At 68.6% G+C, this 19,515-nt stretch carries 15 protein-coding genes; 9 read left to right on the top strand and 6 right to left on the bottom strand.

What is annotated here, in order from left to right:
- Positions 1-1,210: hypothetical protein (locus VFK57_05465; GenBank protein ID HET7695137.1), on the top strand; the 1,210-nt coding region annotated here is incomplete at its 5' end.
- A 3-nt stretch (positions 1,211-1,213) separates the two neighbouring features.
- The gene (locus tag VFK57_05470; GenBank protein ID HET7695138.1) at positions 1,214-2,509 is read left to right on the top strand and encodes an MFS transporter; all 1,296 of its coding nucleotides are present in this window, start codon (positions 1,214-1,216) and stop codon (positions 2,507-2,509) included.
- 84 nt (positions 2,510-2,593) lie between these two features.
- On the opposite strand, the gene VFK57_05475 is transcribed toward VFK57_05470, so the two are convergent.
- Positions 2,594-4,564, bottom strand: coding sequence for a prolyl oligopeptidase family serine peptidase (locus tag VFK57_05475; GenBank protein HET7695139.1), 1,971 nt, complete (start codon positions 4,562-4,564; stop codon positions 2,594-2,596).
- A 101-nt stretch (positions 4,565-4,665) separates the two neighbouring features.
- Here VFK57_05475 and VFK57_05480 point away from each other — a divergent pair, with 101 nt between their 5' ends.
- Positions 4,666-5,601 (top strand): TIGR01777 family oxidoreductase, encoded by a 936-nt coding sequence (locus tag VFK57_05480; protein HET7695140.1) that lies wholly within the window; start codon positions 4,666-4,668, stop codon positions 5,599-5,601.
- 64 nt (positions 5,602-5,665) lie between these two features.
- Here VFK57_05480 and VFK57_05485 read toward each other — a convergent pair whose 3' ends face one another.
- Positions 5,666-6,880, bottom strand: a complete 1,215-nt coding sequence (locus VFK57_05485; GenBank protein ID HET7695141.1) for an FAD-dependent oxidoreductase — start codon at positions 6,878-6,880, stop codon at positions 5,666-5,668.
- A gap of 64 nt (positions 6,881-6,944) precedes the next feature.
- Here VFK57_05485 and VFK57_05490 point away from each other — a divergent pair, with 64 nt between their 5' ends.
- Positions 6,945-8,102 carry a Vms1/Ankzf1 family peptidyl-tRNA hydrolase gene (locus VFK57_05490; GenBank protein HET7695142.1) on the top strand — a complete coding sequence of 386 codons (1,158 nt, stop codon included), beginning with the start codon at positions 6,945-6,947 and terminating at the stop codon, positions 8,100-8,102.
- On the opposite strand, the gene VFK57_05495 is transcribed toward VFK57_05490, so the two are convergent.
- Complete coding sequence (locus tag VFK57_05495; protein HET7695143.1) at positions 8,099-8,737, bottom strand: VTT domain-containing protein; 639 nt, start codon at positions 8,735-8,737, stop codon at positions 8,099-8,101. The two genes, VFK57_05490 and VFK57_05495, sit on opposite strands and share 4 nt — an antisense overlap.
- A 45-nt stretch (positions 8,738-8,782) precedes the next feature.
- On the opposite strand from VFK57_05495, the gene VFK57_05500 reads away from it, so the two are divergent.
- The 3 genes from VFK57_05500 to VFK57_05510 are packed head-to-tail and all read left to right on the top strand — an operon-like array spanning position 8,783 to position 11,992.
- The gene (locus VFK57_05500) at positions 8,783-10,087 is read left to right on the top strand and encodes a hypothetical protein (GenBank protein HET7695144.1); all 1,305 of its coding nucleotides are present in this window, start codon (positions 8,783-8,785) and stop codon (positions 10,085-10,087) included.
- A 47-nt stretch (positions 10,088-10,134) separates the two neighbouring features.
- The gene (locus VFK57_05505) at positions 10,135-11,058 is read left to right on the top strand and encodes an FRG domain-containing protein (protein HET7695145.1); all 924 of its coding nucleotides are present in this window, start codon (positions 10,135-10,137) and stop codon (positions 11,056-11,058) included.
- Positions 10,952-11,992 (top strand): NAD(P)H-quinone oxidoreductase, encoded by a 1,041-nt coding sequence (locus VFK57_05510; GenBank protein ID HET7695146.1) that lies wholly within the window; start codon positions 10,952-10,954, stop codon positions 11,990-11,992. Before VFK57_05505 ends, VFK57_05510 begins: the two co-directional genes overlap by 107 nt.
- Here VFK57_05510 and VFK57_05515 read toward each other — a convergent pair.
- The gene (locus VFK57_05515; GenBank protein HET7695147.1) at positions 11,943-13,034 is read right to left on the bottom strand and encodes a DUF763 domain-containing protein; all 1,092 of its coding nucleotides are present in this window, start codon (positions 13,032-13,034) and stop codon (positions 11,943-11,945) included. The genes VFK57_05510 and VFK57_05515 overlap by 50 nt on opposite strands.
- Positions 13,035-13,078: 44 nt before the next feature.
- On the opposite strand from VFK57_05515, the gene VFK57_05520 reads away from it, so the two are divergent.
- Positions 13,079-14,866: a glycosyltransferase family 39 protein gene (locus tag VFK57_05520; protein ID HET7695148.1), complete on the top strand. Its 1,788-nt coding sequence runs from the start codon at positions 13,079-13,081 to the stop codon at positions 14,864-14,866.
- A gap of 11 nt (positions 14,867-14,877) precedes the next feature.
- On the opposite strand, the gene VFK57_05525 is transcribed toward VFK57_05520, so the two are convergent.
- Complete coding sequence (locus tag VFK57_05525) at positions 14,878-16,857, bottom strand: von Willebrand factor type A domain-containing protein (protein HET7695149.1); 1,980 nt, start codon at positions 16,855-16,857, stop codon at positions 14,878-14,880.
- A gap of 151 nt (positions 16,858-17,008) precedes the next feature.
- Between VFK57_05525 and VFK57_05530 the strand changes: the two genes are divergently transcribed.
- Positions 17,009-17,497, top strand: coding sequence for a four helix bundle protein (locus VFK57_05530; protein ID HET7695150.1), 489 nt, complete (start codon positions 17,009-17,011; stop codon positions 17,495-17,497).
- Positions 17,498-17,582: 85 nt separating this feature from the next.
- On the opposite strand, the gene VFK57_05535 is transcribed toward VFK57_05530, so the two are convergent.
- Positions 17,583-19,496 carry a DNA topoisomerase IV subunit B gene (locus tag VFK57_05535; GenBank protein ID HET7695151.1) on the bottom strand — a complete coding sequence of 638 codons (1,914 nt, stop codon included), beginning with the start codon at positions 19,494-19,496 and terminating at the stop codon, positions 17,583-17,585.
- Positions 19,497-19,515: the final 19 nt, after the last annotated feature.

Genomic DNA, 19,515 nt, shown 5'->3' on the forward strand with positions numbered 1-19,515 from the left:
GCGCTACGCACGCGAGGTGTATCACCCGTGGTACGCGCATCCCGATCGGCTGTTCCTGATGCTGCTGGCGATCGGCACGCTTGCCGGATGGCTGATCGTCCGGCTCGGCGCGATCCTGCCGCGGCGCGCGCACGGCGCGCGACATCCGATCCTGGTCTGGAGCCTCGCGCTGCCGCTCTGGGTCGGGCTCGCCGGCGTGACCGCCGCGCTGGCGCCGGTCGCCGGCTACTTGTGGACGCTGCCGCTTCTCACAATCGGCGCCGGCCTGCTCGCGGTCCCGCCAGCCCGGATTTCAGGGGTGCGCGCGGTCTCGGTCGTGGCGCTCGCCGTCGCCGGCACTCTGTGGCTGTTCGATACCGCCGACCTTCTCCGCTTCATGGTGCCGCTCTTCGGACGATTGCCGCTGGTGACGCCCGTCTACGTCTACCCGGCACTCATGCTCGCGTGCGGCGCGATGGTCGTCCCGCCGTTCATCGCCACCACCGCCGCGGTGGCCCCGCTCGTACGCCCGTCGCTGATTACGACCGCTCTGCTCGTCGCGGTGGCGGTCTCGATGGGCGCCGCGTTCTTCGCGCCGGCCTACACCTACGAGCGGCCGCAGCGGCGCAGCGCGCGGGCGATCGTCGAGCCGGGCGCGGCGACGGCAACGTATGAGGTCGCGTCGCAGGAACCCGGGATCGACCTCGACGCCGGTGCGCCGGAAGGCTGGTACCGCGCGACCGATGCTCCCGCGGCGAGCGTTCCGCTCGGACGGTATCCGCAGCCGTTCGTCTTCCGTGCCACCGCGCCGAGCCCCGGCCCCGCTCCTGCGGCGGTGACCGAGTTCTCGCTCAAGGCAGTTCCCGCCGGCACCGAGGTGACGATGACGATCGTCCCGCGCGAGCCGGGGCTCACCGCATTGTTCGTCCTGCCCGACGGGATCACGCCGGCACGCTCCAACCTTCCCGGCGCGGTCACCCGCGGGCGATGGCGCGTCGTCTACGCCGGCATTCCCAGCGACGGCGTGACGTGGCGCGCGTCGTTCAAGGCGGGGCTCGAATCGCGGCTGACCGGGGCGCGCGCGGTCGTGGTGTCATCGCGGTTTCCGGGGGGCACCGGATGGCAGTCGCTGCCCGCGTGGCTGCCGCAGCAGAACACCGTCTGGGACGCGGACGTCGCCTGGGTGCTCGCCGCGGCCGCGCCGATTCCTCCAGTGCCGCCGCTGCGCTGAACGATGACGCGTCTGCTCGATCGCCTCGGGCTCGGCCGCCGCGATCTGCGCGCCTGGGCGATGTACGACTGGGCCAACTCCGCGGTGCAGACGACGATCATCGCGGCGATCTTCCCCATCTATTTTCAGAAGGTCTCGGCGGCGAACCTGCCGGGGCCCGAGGCGACCGGCCGTTTCGCCTGGGCGACGACGATCGCGATCGTCATCGTCGCGGTCGTGGCGCCGGTGCTCGGCGCGATCGCGGATCGCACGCCGATCAAGAAGCGGCTGCTCGCCGTGTTTCTCGCAATCGGCGCCGCCGCGACGGCGGCGATGTTCTTCCTGTCGCGCGGCGACTGGGCGCTGGCGCTGACGCTGTTCGTCGTCACCAACGTGGGCGTCGCCGGCAGCATCGTCTTCTACGAATCGCTGCTGCCGCATATCGTCGTCGAGGGTGAGCTGGACCGGGTGTCGACCGCCGGCTACGCGCTCGGCTATCTCGGCGGCGGCGTGCTGCTCGCGATCAACATCGTGATGATGGCGAACCCGACGTGGTTCGGCCTGCCGGATCGGGATACCGCCGTCCGGGCCAGCCTGGCAAGCGTCGCCGTGTGGTGGGTGCTGTTCTCGATTCCACTGTTCCGCCACGTCCCGGAGCCGACGCTGCTCGACCGTAACCGCGACGCGGCGCACCCGGGTGGAATCGCGGCGGCATTCCGGCAACTGTTCCATACACTCCGGGAACTGCGTCGCTATCGTGACGCCTTCCTGTTGCTGCTCGCGTTCCTGGTCTACAACGACGGCATCCAGACGATCATCCGGATGGCGACGACCTACGGAACCGAGATCGGCATCGACGAGAACGCGATGATCGGAGCGCTGCTGCTGACGCAGTTCATCGGCGTGCCGTTCGGGTTTCTGTTCGGCGCGTTTGCCGGAAAGGTCGGCGCGAAGCGGGCGGTGTTCGTCGGTCTCGCGGTCTATTCGCTGATCACCGTGCTCGGATACTTCATGCGGACCGCGACGCATTTCTTTGCGCTGGCGGTGATGGTCGGCGTCGTGCAAGGCGGGACGCAGGCGCTGAGCCGATCGCTGTTCGCCAGCATGATTCCGAAGGAGAAGTCGTCCGAGTTCTTCGCCTTCTTCGGCGTGTTCGAACGGTATGCCGGCGTGCTGGGACCGGCGGTGTTCGCCTGGGTGGTGACCCAGTCCGGCACCAGCCGCAACGCGATCCTGTCGATCCTGGGGTTCTTCGTCGTCGGCGCGGTGCTGCTGATGCTGGTGGACGTGGAAGCGGGGCGGCGCGCGGCGCGGAGTTAGCTGCCGGCTACCGGCTACCGGCTACCAGCTACCAGCTACCGGCTACCGGCTACCGGCTACCGGCTGCCGGCTGCCGGCTGCCGGCTAGTTGAGCAGGAAGCTCTGGATGAACACGATCCAGGCGTTGAGCATCCAGCTCACGTTCGCGATCGTGTTCGGGAAATTGTCGTGGCTGGCGTCGGCGAACTCCGCATACCAGACCGGGGCGTTGTTTCTCTTGAGCGCCGTCAGGAGCTCTCGCGCCTGACCCACGGGAACGCGGATGTCTTTCGCGGGATGCAGGATGAACGTCGGCTTCTTCAGGTCTGCGGCGCGGGTCACCGGTGAGATCGACTTGAGAAACTCCCGCATCTGCGGATCGCGTTCGTCGCCGAACTCCTGGCGGCGGTTGTCCTGTCGCGCCGCATCGGTCGTCTCGAGGTAGGTGTTTATGTCGGTAATGCCGGCGCCGGCGATGATGCCGCGGATGCGGCTGTTGTAGTGAATGCCGGCTTCGAGCGCCAGCCAGCCGCCGTAGCTGGCGCCGGTCAGCATGATGCGGTTCCCGTCGAGATCGCCGCGGGTCGCGATCCAGTCGAGCAGCGCGCCGATGTCCTTGATCGCCCCTTCACGGCCGCGCCCGTCATCCATCTGCTGGAACTTGCGGCCGAAGCCCGACGATCCGCGGACGTTCGGAAACACGATTGCGATCCCCATCTCGTTGAGGAAGTAGTTGCTGCGGCCCTGCCACCGGGCGCGCTCGGACGTGTCCGGCCCGCCGTGGATGTTGACCAGGACGGGACGCGGTCCGCTGAATTTCGCCGCCGGCCGGTACAACACCCCCGAGATCGGCGTGCCGTCGAAGCCCTTCCACTCGATGACTTCGGGAGCGGGCAGTACCTCCGGGTTGAAGCTGGCCTCGCTGCTGGTCCACCGGGTCACCGTGCCCAGCGCGACGTCGAGAGAATACACATCCCCCTGCGACTTGATCGAGCCCAGCGTGAACGCGATCTCGCGCGACGCCGGCCGCCATCGCAGCTGCGATACCAGCCCGCGCGGAAGGCCCGAGAACGTCCGCGGCTTCATGGTCGCGACGTCCAGGATCTGCAGTTCCGTCGACGTGCCCTTGTCGACGACGATGGCGAGCAGCAGGCCGTCGGAGGAGAACTCGAAACCAGCCGATCCGTGGAGTCCGCCGATCGCGTCGACGACCATGCCTTCCGGCGTCGCCGCGGTCCACTTGCAGTTCGCCGGCTCGCACCGCCACAGACGGAAGTCTCCGCCCTGGCGATCGCTGAGCGCGTAAACCCGGCGGCCGTCCGCGGAGAAACGCGGATTGAACCAGGCGGCTTTCTCGCCGTCGCGCGGTGTCAGTGCCTTGCGCTCACCCGTCTTGACGTCGACCGTCCAGAGGTAGGTCTCGGCGTTCGCGAAGACTTCGTTGACCAGCAGGGTGGATCCATCCGGAGACCAGTCCTGCGGACTCCAGTTGCCTTCCGCTTCGATGACCCGCCGCTTGGTCGCCGGATCGGATATGAGCATGACGTACAGATCGCGATCGCGGCCGTTCCGCTCGGCGGAGTCGAACGCCACCCACTTTCCCGCGCGCGCGAACACGTGCGGATACCGCGTCTTCGAGGCCGTCACCCGCGACGACTCGCCGGTGGCGAGATCGTAGCGATACAGCGACCGCAGCTCGGCGCCGTCCGGATCGTATTGATAGAAGAACGTGTTCGGATCCGTGGGGTCGAACGCGACGTTGGTGAAGATCGGAAGACTGCGATCCGACCACGTCAGCTGGCGGCGGTAGCGCAGCGGGCCGTCAATCCAATAGAGCTGGGTCGTATTGCCGAGGGCGGTCGTGATCAGGACCTGCCGCTTCGCCGGATGCCAGGCCATCAGCTGCGCCTGGCGGAACTGCGCGTAGCGCGCGAGGCCGTCGGCCACGCTCTGTGGAATCGGCGGAATGCCTTCGGTGGTGACCGACGGGGGCGTCGCCAGAACCTTCTCCTGCGCGTGGATGATCGCCAGCGCCGGCAGCAGCGCCAGCGCGGCGGCGCACACGAAATGTCGCATGATCCGGCCCTTCCGAAAGAGCTGCAGGGGAGTGCAGGAGCCATTATAGTGCACCGATCGCGCAAACTTCCCGGGGAGCGGGCACGTCCAACCAGAGCACGATGCGAGTCGTCATCGCCGGCGGCGGCGGGTTTCTCGGCGGTCCACTGGCGTGGGCGTGGGCCGAAGACGGACACGACGTCCGCGTGCTGACCCGCGGCCTCGCGCCCGGGCAGGCGCAGCACGAGTCGGGCACCGGCCGCCCCGGGATCACGCGGGTCGGCTGGGAGCCGGACGGCAGCGCCGGGCAGCTCGCCCGCGAGTTCGACGGCGCCGCCGCAGTGGTCAATCTCGCCGGCACCTCGATCGCCGGCGGGCGCTGGACCCCGGCGCGCAAGAAGGCCATTCACGACAGCCGCATCCGCGCCACGCAGTCGCTGGCGGCGGCGTTCGGCGGCGTGGCGTCGCCGCCAGGGACGTTCATCAGCGCCAGCGGCGTCGGCTATTACGGCGATCGCGGCAGCGACGTGCTGACCGAGAGCGCCGCGCCCGGATCGGATTTCCTGGCCAACGTCTGCGTAGCGTGGGAAGCGGAGGCACGGCGCGCCGAGCGGAGCGGCGTCCGCGTCGTGCTGCTGCGTACGGGGATGGTGCTCGAGAAGGAAGGCGGCGCGCTGCCCCGGATGATGCGCCCGTTCCGGTTCTTCGTCGGCGGGCCGATCGCGGGCGGCCGCCAGTACGTGTCCTGGATCCATCGGCACGACTGGACCGAGATGGTCCGCTGGATCGTCGAGACGCCGGACGTCGCCGGGCCGCTGAACGTCACGGCGCCGCATCCGGTGACCAACCGGGATCTCGCGCGCGCGCTGGGACGCGCGCTGCGCCGGCCGGCGCTCGCCCCCGCGCCGCGGGTCGTGCTGAAACTGGCGCTCGGGGAAATGGCGGAGGGCCTGCTGTTCGCGAGCCAGCGCGCCGTGCCGTCCCGGGCATTGGCGGCCGGCTATCACTTCCGCTATCCCGAAATCGACATCGCGTTCAGAGGAATCTTCGGCGACTGAGGCCACCGATCACACGGATGGCGCGAACGAAATCAGAAGTCCGCGCGGTCAGTGAAATCCGTGGCTACAGCACCCGCGCGAACCCGAACTGCTCGTCCCCCTTCGCCGGCTCCTGCAGGTAGGCGCGCAGCAGCACGCGCGCGGCGAGCCACGCCGTCCCCGCGCCGTGGCGGCCGCTGCCGAGTGCGAACAGGTGCCGCGGGAAGTTCCGGTGCGGACCGATGACCGGAAGATCGTCCGGCGAGCCGTACGAGTCGGCGTCCCAGCCCCACTCGGGCTGCAGACCCGAGATCGCCGGATACAAGGTCGTCAACTCGTACATCAGCTCGTGCACCTCCGGAACGCGCAGCTTGTCGCGCGCACGGCCGGCGACGACGGGACGCTCGCCGCCGGCGACCAGCACGCGATCGTCCTTGAGCCATCGCACCAGGCGCGGCGGCACGTGAGTGTCGCGCACCGCGGTGGTGCGCTTGCCGACTTCCCGGCGCACGGCCGCCGGCAGGGGCTGGGTCACGGCCGCATACGACATCGTCGGCGCGAAGTGCCGCCGCAGGGCACGCAGATCATCGGGCAGCGCGCCCGTGGCAATGATCACCGCGCCAGCCGTCACGACGCCCGTCTGGGTGGTCACCTGCACGGACTTTCGTCCGGCGCGGATGCGGCGCGCGCGGGAGTGTTCGTGGATCTGCGCGCCCTTCGCGGCGGCCGCCGAGGCGAGGCCGAGACACGCGCGGTACGGGTCCAGCGCTTCTCCCCTCGTGCGGATTCCGCCCGCCGCGGCAAGCCCGGTCTCGGCGCTCACCGCGCGCGCCGTGAGCCAGGACGCCTCCAGCCCGGCGTCGCGCCGGGCGCTCGACTCTTTGGCGAGCCGCCGCGCCCCGTCGGCGTCGCGCGACAGCAGGATCAGATCCTGCGGCACGACGTCGGCGCGGACGCCGGCACGCCGCAACGCGGCGCTGAAGTCGAGGGAGGCGCGTCTGAAGCTCTGCCACAGGTGGCGGGCGGTCCGCAGCCCGTGCCGCGCCGCGCTCTCCTGGAACGAGGCGTCCAGCGACTGCCGCAGCAGACCGGCGCTCGCCGCGGTCGCGCCGGCGCCCAGACGCTCCGCCTCCAGCAGCACGACCTCCACCCCTGCGCCCGCGAAGGCGAGCGCACAGGCACAGCCCGTCAGGCCGCCGCCAATGATGACCACGCCGGATGTCTGTTCTCCGCGCTGTCGTGAATAGTCGGGCCGCCGCGACCGGGGGAACGTATCGAAGAAGTAAGGAACAGACCGCATCCGCCCGTGGATTCTAACCTCAACGGCGCGCCGGCGTAGCACGCGGTTTGCGTAGCACTCTGCCATGACTCTCAACGACCAGCTCGCCCGCCTTGCCGCCTTCGAACCCTCGCCCTATCCGGTCATCAGCCTGTATCTGGATACACAGCCGGACGGCCGCGGGCGCGATCATTACCAGACGTTCGTACGCAAGGAACTGAAGGCCCGCGCGCAGACCTACCCGCAGCGCAGCCCCGAGCGCGAAATGCTGGATCGCGACATGGAACGCATCGCCTCGTATCTCGAGAACAGCGTCGAGCCGTCGGCCAACGGCATCGCCATCTTCGCGTGCGACGCGGCCGAGCTGTTCGAGGCGGTTCAGTTCGATGCGCCGCTCGGCGACCACTGGCTGTACGTCGGCGACACGCCGCACCTGTATCCGCTGGCGCGGGTGGCGTCCCAATATCCGCGCTACGCGGTCGTCCTCGCCGACACCTGCCGCACGCGAATTCTCGTCATGGCCGCCGGCGGCGTGGCTGCCGACACCGCGGTCGAGGGACCCAAGACCCGCCGGACCTCGCAGGGCGGCTGGTCCCAGGCGCGGTACCAGCGGCACGTCGAGAACTATCACCTGCAGCACGTCAAGGACGTCGCCGCCACGCTGGAGCGGATCGTCATGCGGGAAGGCATCGACCGCGTCATCGTCTCGGGCGATCCCGTGGTGATACCGCTGCTGCGGGAGCAGCTGTCGAAATCGCTGGCCGGCAAGGTGGTCGACGAGCTGACGATTCCGTCGGACGCGCCGGAGGCGGATGTGCTCGCCGCGACGCGCGGGTCGATCATGGAGGCCGATGCGAAGACCGACCGCGAGAAGGTGGACGCCGCGATCGGCGCGTATCGCGCCGGCGGCCTCGGCGTCGTCGGCCCGGACGCCACGCTGCTCGCGCTCACCAACGGCCAGGTCGACGAACTGCTGATCACGGCGTCGCTGGCGTCGCTCGAGGGTCTGCGCGGCACGCGCGCCGCCGAGATGGCGATTGCGAACGACACCGCGATTGCCGAGCCCGCGGTGGAGCCCTCGGCCGCAGGAGAACCCGCGGCCGCCGAGATGGGAACGGTGCGCCTCGCCGACGAACTGGTGACGAAAGCGCAGCAGACGGCGGCGCGGATCTCGTTCATCGAAGATCCATCGCTGCTCGAGGCGTACGGCGGCGTCGCGGCGACGCTGCGCTATCGAATCTAGGCCGGACGCTTCGCTTCCCGGACGCCGCCGGCGCTCGTCCGCGGGCGCCCGCGCGACCCGCGGATAGCGACGATTGCCGACACGATCGTGCCGATCACCGCGAGCGCGATGATCACGCCCACCACCGCCTGAAAGGCCGGCGTATTCATCCATCGCAGAATCTGGCTGCCGTACACATAGGCGAGCGCTCCTTCGACGCCGAAGCGGAAGATGCGGGCGCCCGCCAGTCCCGAGAAGAAGGCCCACGGGTTCATGGCCAGCGCGCCGCTCGCGAGCACGAAGGGTGTGAAAGGAAACGGCGGGGGGATCAGCGCCAGTCCGGCCATCACATACGCGCCTTGATTGACGCGGGCCTTCACCCGTTCGAGCCGGCGAGGGTTGACGAGCCGCGTCAGCCCCTTCTCTCCCAGCTTCTTGCCGATCCAGTAGGTCCCGGCGGCGCCGAGCATCGACCCGGCGGTGGCCAGCAGCGCGTAGAGCCAGAAGAGTTCAGGCCTGCGCGCCGTCATGACGATGACGACGAAGTCGATGCCGAGGGGCAGGAAGAAGACGAGCGATGCGTCGAGCACGCCCATGACGACGAGGCCCGGAGGGGTGAGGAAATACCCGAGAATGGAGAAGAAGAACCGGCGCACGCGCGGGTGGAAGCAAACCCGGCGCCGATCGGGAATAATCGTCCGATGACTCGAGCCCTCGCCTTCGGCTGCGTCGTTCTCTCGATGGCCGCGGCGGCGCCGCAGCGCGGCGCCCCGGCGGGGACGGCAGATCCCATGGCCACCATCTCCCGTGATTACGTCACCCTCGTGCTGGCCCTGGGCAGGCACGATCGCGATTACGTCGACGCCTATTACGGCCCCGATGACCTGAAGAAGGAAGCCGAATCGGCCGGCCTCGGCCTCGACGCGATCGGCGAGCGCGCCGCGGCGCTGCTGGATCGCGTCCGGAAGATGCCCAAAGGGGCCGACGACCTGTCGGCGCTGCGGCAGCAGTATCTCGAGAAGCAGCTCGGCGCGCTGGCGGCGCGGGTGCGGATGCTGAAGGGAGAAAAGCTGTCGTTCGACGCCGAGTCCAGGGCGTTGTACGACGCCGAGGCGCCGCGCCACGACGAGGCGCATTTCAAGGCGGTGCTGGACAAGCTCGAGCGGCGGTTCCCCGGAAACGGACCGCTGGTGGAGCGGTTCGACGCGTGGCGGCGCGCGTTCGTGATCCCGCGTGACAAGCTGGACGCGGTCTTTCAGACGGCGATCGCCGCCTGCCGCGAGCGCACCGCCGCGCACGTCACGCTGCCGCCCGGCGAGCAGTTCACCGTCGAGTACGTGACCAACAAATCGTGGAGCGGTTACAACTGGTACCAGGGGAACTTCCGGAGCCTGATCCAGGTGAACACCGACCTGCCGATCTACATCGATCGCGCGATCGATCTCGCCTGCCACGAAGGCTATCCGGGGCATCACGTCTACAACGCGCTGCTCGAACAGCACCTGGTGAAGAACCGCGGCTGGCTCGAGTTCACGGTGTATCCGCTCTTCAGCCCGCAGTCGCTGATCGCGGAGGGCACGGCGAACTACGGCATCGACGTGGCGTTCCCCGGACCGGCACGGGCGGAGTTCGAGAAGACGAAGCTGTTTCCGCTCGCCGGTCTCGATCCGGCGCGCGCCGCCGAGTACTACGACGTGCAGGCGCTCGTCGAGCAGCTCTCGTACGCCGGGAACGAGGCGGCGCGAGCGTATCTGGACGGGAAGATCGATCGCGAGGCGGCCGCCGCGTGGCTGCAGCGGTATGCGCTGATGTCGAAGGACCGCGCCGCGCAGCGGATCCGCTTCTTCGATCAGTACCGCAGCTACGTGATCAACTACAACCACGGCAAGGATCTCGTCCGCCGTTACATCGAATCGAGAGGCGGGACGGCGGGCAATCCCGCGAAGCGCTGGCAGGAATTCGAAACGCTGCTGTCGTCGCCGCGTCTGCCGTCCGGCCTGCGGTGACCCCCCGCGCCACGGGCTGGCGGCCATGTTGCTTCATCGCGCTGGGCATGGCTGGCAAGGCTGACCGGGCGCGAAGCTGGACCGGAATTCTGGAGGCGCTCTACGCGGGCTCGTGGAACCCGTCCCTGCGGCGGTTCCGATCGCCGTTTGCGTTCCGCGGGCTGCAGTGCGCCGAACACACGCTGTCGAGCTCGCTGCTCCGGCTCGCGGGCCGGGCGGATATCCGCACCCTCGAGCTGGCGCTGCTGCGCAACTTCCGAAAATACGCCGCGACCGATTCGAGCCACGCCGACTCGATCTGGGACTGGCTCGCGCTCGGGCAGCACCGCGGCCTCCCGACGCGGCTGCTCGACTGGACGTACTCGCCGCTCGTCGCGCTCCACTTCGCCACCGAGGCGCCCGAGGCATTCGATCGCGACGGCGTGGTCTGGTGCGTCAACTTCGTCGAGGCCAACAAGCGGCTGCCGCCGCGGTTGCGGCGGATCATGGCGCGGGAGGGATCGCAGACCGTCACGGTCGACATGCTGGCGGTGTTCAAGGAGCTGCGCGACTTCGACCGCCTCTCGCGCACACCGTTCCTCGTGTTCCTCGAGCCGCCCGCGATCGACCGCCGGATTCTGAACCAGCTGGCGCTGTTCTCGTTGATGAACAGCCCCGACGCCGAGATCGACGCCTGGCTGCAGCGTCATCCCGACCTGTCGCGGCGCGTGATCGTTCCCGCGGAGCTGAAATGGGAGATCCGGGACAAGCTCGATCAGGCCAACGTGAACGAGCGGATCCTCTTTCCCGATCTCGACGGCCTGAGCCGCTGGCTCACGCGCTACTATCTTCCGGCGGCTTCCGCGCCGCGACTGGCCGGACCATATGGCTCCCATCCCGAACACGATGCGCGCGATCGAGATCTCCGCGCCCGGCGGACCGGAGGTGCTGCGCCTCGCCGACCGTCCGCTGCCCGAGCCCCGCGAGGGTGAGGTCCTCGTCCGCGTCATCGCCGCCGGCGTGAACCGGCCGGACGTCATGCAGCGGATGGGCAAATACCCGCCGCCGCCCGGCGTCACCGACATTCCCGGACTCGAGCTCTCCGGCCGGATCGTCGCCACGCGCGGTACGTCGAGGTTCGAGGACGGGCAGATCGTCTGCGCGCTCGTCGCCGGCGGGGCTTACGCCGAGTACTGCGCCGTACCGGCCGAGCAGTGCCTGCCGGTTCCCCCCGGCATTCCGGCCGCGCACGCCGCGGCGATTCCGGAAACCTACTTCACGGTGTGGACGAATCTCTTCGATCGCGGCCGGCTGCGGCATGGCCAGACGGTGCTCGTGCACGGAGGGACGAGCGGCATCGGCACGACGGCGATTCAGCTCGCGCGCGCCTTCGGCGCCACGGTCATTGCCACCGCCGGCTCTGACGAGAAGTGCGCAGCGTGCCGCGCGATCGGCGCCAGCGTCGCAGTCAATTACACCCGCGACGACTTCGTCGCCGAGGTCCGCTCCGCAACCGGCGGCCGCGGCGTCGACGTCGTCCTCGACATCGTCGGGGGAGACTACCTGCCGCGGAATCTCGAGTGTCTGCGCATGGACGGGAGGCTGGTCCAGATCGGGCTGATCGGCGGATCGCGGGCGTCGATCGACTTGCGCGGCGTGCTGCAGAAGCGCCTGACGATCACCGGGTCGACGCTCCGTCCGCGATCCGCCGCGGAGAAAGGGCTCATCGCCTGCGATCTCGAGCAGCATGTCTGGCCGCTGCTGGCGCGGGGGGACGTGCGTCCTGTCGTCCACGGGGAGATGCCGCTCGAGCGAGCCGCAGACGCCCATCGGGAGCTGGAGGCGGGCAGGGTGATCGGAAAGCTGATCCTGCGGGTCAGCGCCGAGCCCGAATCTTCTCCTTTCCGTACTCCACCAGCCGCTTGAGCGCCTTGACGCGCTCGGATCGATCGATGTTCGCCTTGTTCACCGCGGCGCGCAGCACCTCGACGGTCCTGTCGTACGTTTCGAGATCGACGGGATAAGGGAATCCGTCCTTGCCTCCCACCGCGAACGAGAATCGCGCCGGATCGCGCGTGCTCGCCGGCGTGCCGTAGATCACTTCGGACGCCAGGGCCAGCGCGCGCAGCGTCTTCGCTCCCACCCCTTCCATCCCGAGCAGCGTCTCGAAGTCCTCCGGCGCCCGCTCGTACGTCTTCAGCAGGATCCTGTCGAGATGCTGCGGATTGACATCGGCGATGAGGACCGCGTGGCGGCGGGGCATCGACAGCAGCGGCAGGCCGCGCAGCGCGTCGAGCACGACGCCCGGCTTCTCGCGCGCGAGAAGCGCGGACGAGGTGCGCGCGCCGGCGCTTTCCTCCGCCACCAGGTTCAGCGTCGGCGCCTCCGCTTCGGCGCACACCGCAGCGTGCGGCTCGTTGACGAAGCTCGAGAGCCGGGCGGCGAGCCAGTGGTACCGTCTCGCCATCCCGTTGGCGTCGTTCATCCCCTGCTGGACGACGCACCAGCCGCCGGCGGGGGTGAAGAAGAACGCGTGGTGATACAACTGGTAGCCGTCCTGCACCGCGGCGCTGTCGACCTTCGCGGACATGCGGCTCGCGTAGACCAGCGGGCGGGCGTCGATCGACAGGCCGTCGCAGTAGTGCGCGATCTCGCCGGGCGTGCGCCGTGAGACCGCTCCCTTGCCGCCGCCGACATGGATCTGGAGGTCGCGCTCGGTTCCGCGCAGTCCTTCCTTGAGCGCACCCGTCACGGTGGTGGTGACGCCGCTCGAATGCCAGTCGAAGCCGAGCACGCAGCCGAACGCCTGGAACCAGTACGGATCCGACAGCCGCCGCAGCACTTCGTCCGGACCGTACTCCTGGACGATGTGCGCGACGATCTCGCGGGAGAGCCGCACCATCCGCGAGAAGAGCCACGCCGGCGCGCGGCCGCCGTGCAGCGGAAGCTGTGCAGAACCGGTTCGCACGGTTCCATTATCGCCGCGCGCGGGTGCTATTCTAGGCGCCGGTGGTGGCGCCGAAACGTCCGTCCTGGAGTCTCGTCGCCGCCCTGCTCGTCTGCGCCTACGGCGCGCTGCTTCGTCTCGACGCGCTCGCGGCCAAGTACGGGCCGCTCGAGCATCCCGCGTGGGCGCGCGTCGCGACCCGCGATATTGCTCCGCTCGCACGCCACGTCCGGCCCGCCTCGATTGCGTGGGGCCGCGAGCCGCGCCCGTACGTGGGCGGCGATCCCTACACGTATCTGAAGTACGCGCGCGAGATGCGATCGTTCTATCAGGCGCACGTCCGGGAGCCGGTGTTCCTGGCGACGACCCGGGCGGCGCTGTGGAGCGTGGATGGACAGGATGTCGGGATCAGCTTCGCGTCGGCGGCCGGCTCCGTGGCCGCGATCTTCGCCACGTATCTGCTCGGCGCCGCGCTGGTCTCTCCCGCGGGCGGCCTGCTTGCCGCGCTGCTGCTCGCGATCGAGTACGACGCGATCTCGTGGGCCGTCGACGGGTGGCGCGACGACACGTTCACCGCGTTCTTCGTCCTTGCGGTGTGGGCGCTCGTCCGGTTCCGGCAGCAGCCGACGTTCGCCAGGGCGCTCGCCGTCGGACTGCTCGGCGGCATCGCCTGCCTGACGCGGCTCACCGCGCTCTCGTTCATCCTGCCGGCCCTCGCATGGATTCTCGTCGAACGCCGCAGTGAAGGCCGCCGGCTCGTCGAACACACCGCCGTGGCGGCGGCCATGCTCGCCGCCGTCGTGGCGCCATACCTCGTGAGCTGCGCGATCGCTTCGGGCGATCCATTCCTGGCGGTGAATTATCACACCGGCTACTACCGGCACGCCGAAGGCCTGTCGTCCGCGGCGCCGATGTCCGCCGCCGATTACATCCGCTCCAAGATTACCCGCCGGCCGTTCGCCGCAATGGACGTGGCGGCCATCGGCCTGTTCGTCCGGCCGTTCGAGCGGAAGTGGTGGCCGTTCGATCTGTGGCGTGCCGGCCTCGCCGGCGTGCTGCGCCGGGTTGCGGTTGCCGGTCTGGCGGTCTGGCTGTTCCTGCCCGCCGGACGCTTCATGCTGTTCGTGCTGACGCTCTCGCTCCTGCCCTACGCCTTCACCTGGAATCTCGGCGGCGGCGGCGAGTGGCGGTTCACCATGCACGTCTACTCGATCTACCTCGTGGCTGCCGTCGACGCGTCGTTCAGAGCCGCGGCTCTCGTGTTCGCCGCCTTGCGCGAGCGCCGTGCGGGTCTGGCGGGCGTATCGTGGAGGCGGGTGGTACCGCGCACCGCAGTCGTGGCGGCGGCCGCCGCCGCGGGATTCGCCCTGGTATTCGGCATGCCATGGCTGGTGAAGCGCGAGGCGATCGCCGCGGGCGACGCGGTGAACGTCGAGGCGGGCGCACGCGACCGCATCTTCTTCCGCCGCGGCTGGTCGGAGCCGCACGCCGAAGGAGCCGTCACCGTCCGCGTATCCCTGACGGATCGCGCCGCCGTCCACTTCCCGCTCCCGCAGAAGCGCGCCTACGAGATCGCGCTGCGCGTCGACCCGGTCGTGCCGGATCTGCAGCAGCGGATGATGGTGCTCTTCAACCGTCAACTGGTCGGACGGCCGCAGCTCTCCTGGGATCCGAACCGGATCGGGACCTACCGGCTCTCGCTGCCGGCGGCCTGGGTGCGCGCCGGCGACAACGAGCTGGAGCTCATTCCGGAGAAGATGGTGACGGCAGCGCAGGCCGGCCCGCGGTTCGCGTGGATCGATCCGTCCGCGCAGCTCGGTCTTCGGTTCTGGTACCTGCGCGTGCTCGATTGAGCACGCCGGCGTCAGCGCCGCGCGTCGAGCTGCGTCGTCCGCTGGCGATCGAGCGCGGCCGCCAGTTCCACCAGGCGCACGAATTCCGCGCGATAGCCGTCGGGATCGTCGGCGCGGCCCGCACGCGCCAGGCGGACGACGTCCGACCAGGCCGCGTCGGCCTTGAACGGTGAATCGCGCAGCAGCATGCCGAACGCCGCCACCGCGGAGGCGAACGTGAGGTGGCGCGGCGAAGCCGTGTTGCGGTCCGCCACCGGAACGGTGACGAGCGTGCTCACCTCCCCGTCCGGCTTCTTGTAGCGAACCTTCACGTGCATCAGCTCGCTGGACGGGATGATGCTCCTCCCGCTCACCCGCTGCCCAAACCCGTCGTCGGGGCGCTGATAGCGCAGCGGATCGACCCCGCCCGTGCTGATCTCTTCTCCACGAGGCACGATCTCGTACAGCGCGGTCACTGTGTGGCCGGCTCCCAACTCACCCGCATCCTTCGCGTCGTCGTTGAAGTCGCGGGCGCGGAGACGCCGGTTCTCGTAGCCGACCAGACGGTACGCGCCGACCACCGCGGGATTGAACTCGACCTGGATCTTCACGTCCTTGGCCACGGTCACGAGGGTGGAGCCGGCCTCGTTGATCAGCACCCGGCGCGCTTCGGTCAGCGAATCGAGATACGAGTAGTTGCCGTTGCCCTTGTCCGCCAGCATCTCCATTCTGGCGTCCTTCAGGTTGCCGGTGCCGACGCCCAGCACCGAGAGGAAGACGCCGGTCGCGCGCTTCTCTTCGATCATCCTCTTCAGCGCGTCCATGGCGGTGATGCCGACGTTGAAGTCGCCGTCGGTGGCGAGGATGACGCGGTTGATTCCGCCCTTGACGAAGCTGGCGGCGGCCATTTCATATGCGAGCTGAATGCCGGCGCCGCCGTTCGTCGAGCCGCCGGCGGCGAGCATCCCGATCGCGTTCTGGATCTCGGCGCGCCGGTCGCCCCGCGTCGAGTGCAGCGCGACCCCGCTGGATCCCGCATAGGTGACGATGCCGACGCGATCCTCCGGACGAAGCGTCTCGGCGAGCATCTTCATCGCGTTCTTCACGAGCGGCAGCTTGTCGTCGCTCGCCATCGAGCCGGATACGTCGAGCAGGAACACGAGATTGCGCGGCGGGATCCTGCCCGGCGGCACCCGGCGCGCCTGCAGTCCGATCAGCGCCAGGCGATGGCGGCCGTTCCACGGGCAGGGCGCCACCTCGGTGGTAATGCCGAACGGAGCGCCCTGAATCGAGTCCGCGTAGTCGAAGCGGAAGTAGTTGATCAACTCTTCGACGCGGACGGCGTCCGCAGGCGGCAGACGCCCCTCGTTGAGGAAGCGGCGGACGTTGGTGTACGACGCCGTGTCGACGTCGATCGAGAAGGTGGACAGCGGCTGATCGAGGGGCCGCCGGAACTTGTTCTCCTCGATGGCCGCATAAGACTCCGTGTCTGGCGGCGGCATGAAGTTGTAGATGCCGGTGACCGCGCCCGCTCCTGCGCCGGCGCGTCCACCCGGCCGCGGCTCGGACCGTGACACCGCCCCGGGCGCCGCCGGGGGCGGTGGGGGAGCCGCCGGCGCCGCATTGGGCGATCCCGTTATTCTGAGCGCAACCGCGTCGGCGGTCACCGTCACCTTTTCGCTCGCACTCCCGATCTGCAGGCGGATGCGCAGCGGAGCCGGCGGCGCGGAGCCCACCGGGAGGGACATCACGGCCTGCCGGAACCCGGCGAGCGTGACGCGGATCTCGTAGGCGCCCGGGCTGACGTCGCCGAACCTGAACGATCCGTCAGACCCGCTGACGTCGGCGGCCGTGACCTTGCCGGCGGACACCAGCTCGACCCTCGCTCCCGGGATGGCGGTCCCCGCCGGGTCCACGACGAAGCCCTGGACCAGCACCCCGGCGGCGCGGCCGGTAACGGTCAGCAACGGCAAGAGAAGAGCAACGAGGAACGCGCGACTGGCTGCCCGCATGTCCATCCCTCCTATTCGCTGGCGAAGGATTAGACCCCGAAGGGGCCGACTTGGCCGGCGAATCGCTAATCCCTAATCGATCATCCCGGATCCTGGATCCCGAATCCCGAATCCCGGATCCCGAATCCCTCATCTGAATCCCTCATGCTGAATGCCTGATCTGGTTCCCGGCGGGTTCAGATCGGCACTTCTTATGCTCGGGTCGCCCGGCATGTCCAACACTCTCGAGGAATTGCCGATCTACGGAGAAGTCCAGAAGTTCTGGCACGCAGTGAACGAAGTCCTTCAGACGCCGGCGCTGCGCAGCGATGGCGATTTGTGCAAGCAGATCGCAAGAGCGAACGACTCTATCGACGCGAACATGCAGGAGGGCTTCGAACAGCCGACGGACGCGTCCTTCGGCAACTTCGTATTCATCGCCAAAGCGTCAACTGCCGAAGTCATTTCGCGGATGAAGCAGGCAAGACGCAAACAGCTCATTTCCGACGCCCAACTCGCACGGATCGAGGAACTGGGGGTTACGCTCGGCAAGATGATGGGCGGTTTCATCAAGTACCTGAGCAGGAGCGGTTTCACCGATCGAGGACGCCACGGCGTCGCTCCGACATCCCCGCGCCCCGGTAACTTGCGGCGACGTTAGAACAACAGCATCCGCGCTTCAGGACTCAGAATGCGATTCGGGATTCAGGATTCAGGATTCGGGATCAGCGATCAAGGATTAGGGATTAGACGTCCAGCTCCACCGCTTCTTCCGCTCGTTCCATGATGAACCGGAACCGCGCGGATGGATCTTTCCCCATCAACTCGTTGATCACGCGATCGGTGACGATCTGATCGCCGATCTCGACACGCAGCAGCCGCCGCGTCCGCGGGTTCATCGTCGTCTCCCACAGCACCTTCGGCATCATCTCGCCGAGCCCCTTGAAGCGCGTGATCTCCGGGTTGGCGCGGCCGTTGCCGTGAAGCTTCAGCAGCCGCGCCTTGTGGGCGTCGTCCAGCGCCCAGTAGGTTTCCCTGCCGACGTCGATCCGGTAGAGCGGCGGCTGGGCGAGGAACACGCGCCCGCTGGCGATCAGCGGCTGCATGTGGCGGAAGATGAACGTCAGCAGCAGGGTCGAGATGTGATGGCCGTCCGAATCCGCGTCGGCGAGGATGATCACCTTGCCGTAGCGCAGCCGCGAGAGATCGAAGTTCTTGCCCAGGCCGCAGCCCAGCGCCGTAACCAGATCGGTCAGCTCCTTGTTCTCGAGCACCTTCGCCAGCGAAGCGCTCTCGGTGTTCAACACCTTGCCGCGCAGCGGCAGGATCGCCTGGCGCGTGCGATCGCGCCCCTGTTTCGCCGAGCCGCCGGCCGAGTCGCCTTCGACGATGAAGATCTCGCTGTCGTCGCGGCCCGGCGACGAACAGTCGCTCAGCTTGCCCGGCAGGGTGAGACGGCCGGAGGTCGCGCTCTTGCGCGTGACCTCCTGCTGCGCGGCGCGGCTCGCCTCGCGGGCACGGGCGGCGAGAATGATGCGCGCGACGATCGACTCGGCCACCGAGATGTTGGTGTTCAACCAGTGCTCGAGCGCGGGGCGCACCTGCGAGTCGACGGCGGCGGTCACCTCGGGATTGTTCAGGCGATCCTTGGTCTGCCCCTGGAATTGCGGCTCCTGCACGAACACGCTGAGCACGGCGACGAGCCCCTCGCGGATGTCTTCCGCCGTCAGCGTCACGCCCTTGGGGGAGAGGTTGTGCGTGTCGATGAAATTCCGCACCGCCTTGCCGAGGCCGGCGCGGAACCCGTTCTCGTGCGTCCCGCCCGATCCCGTCGGAATCCCGTTCACGTAGCTGCGCACGTGCTCGTCGGTGGACTGCGTCCACTGCAGCGCGAGATCGAGCCGGATTCCGCCGCCGTCGTTGTCGCGCGTCAGCGTGAACGGCGCGTCGTGCACCGGCGTGGCGGTCCGCTCGCCGATGATCTGCTTCAGGTAATCGGCAATCCCCTCGGAATGCTGGAAGACGGTCTTCTCGCCGCGCGCCTCGTCTTCGAATGTGATGCGGACGCCCTTGTGCAGGTAGCTGGAGATCTCCAGCCTCGCCTTGATGACGTCCGGATCGAACTCGACCTTCGGGAAGATCGTCGTGTCCGGTCTGAAGAACACGGTCGTTCCAGTGCCGCGGACCGCGCCGAGCTTCCTGACCGCCCCGACGGGAACCCCCTGCTTGAAGCGCTGCTCCCACGCGGCGCCGTCGCGCTTCACCGTGGCGACCAGCTCCTTCGACAGCGCGTTGACGACGCTCGCGCCCACGCCGTGAAGGCCCCCCGCGGTCTTGTAGTTCCCGGCTTCGAACTTGCCGCCGGCGTGGAGCGTCGTGAAGATGACCTCGAGCGCGCTCTTCTTCGTCTTCGGATGCTTGTCGACCGGAATGCCGCGCCCGTCGTCGGTGACGGTGATCGAGGCGCCGTCGTCGTGGAGCGTGACGGTGATGTTCGACGCGTACCCGTTCATCGCCTCGTCGATGGCGTTGTCGACGATTTCCCAGACGAGATGGTGCAGCCCGGCGCTGCCGACGCCCCCGATGTACATGCCGGGGCGCTTGCGGACGGGCTCGAGCCCTTCGAGGACCGTGATGTCTTTTGCGGTGTAGGTCGCCACTAGGAATTCTGCGGACTGC

The organism is Vicinamibacterales bacterium, from assembly GCA_035699745.1.
In the GTDB taxonomy this organism is placed as follows: Bacteria; Acidobacteriota; Vicinamibacteria; order Vicinamibacterales; family 2-12-FULL-66-21; genus JAICSD01.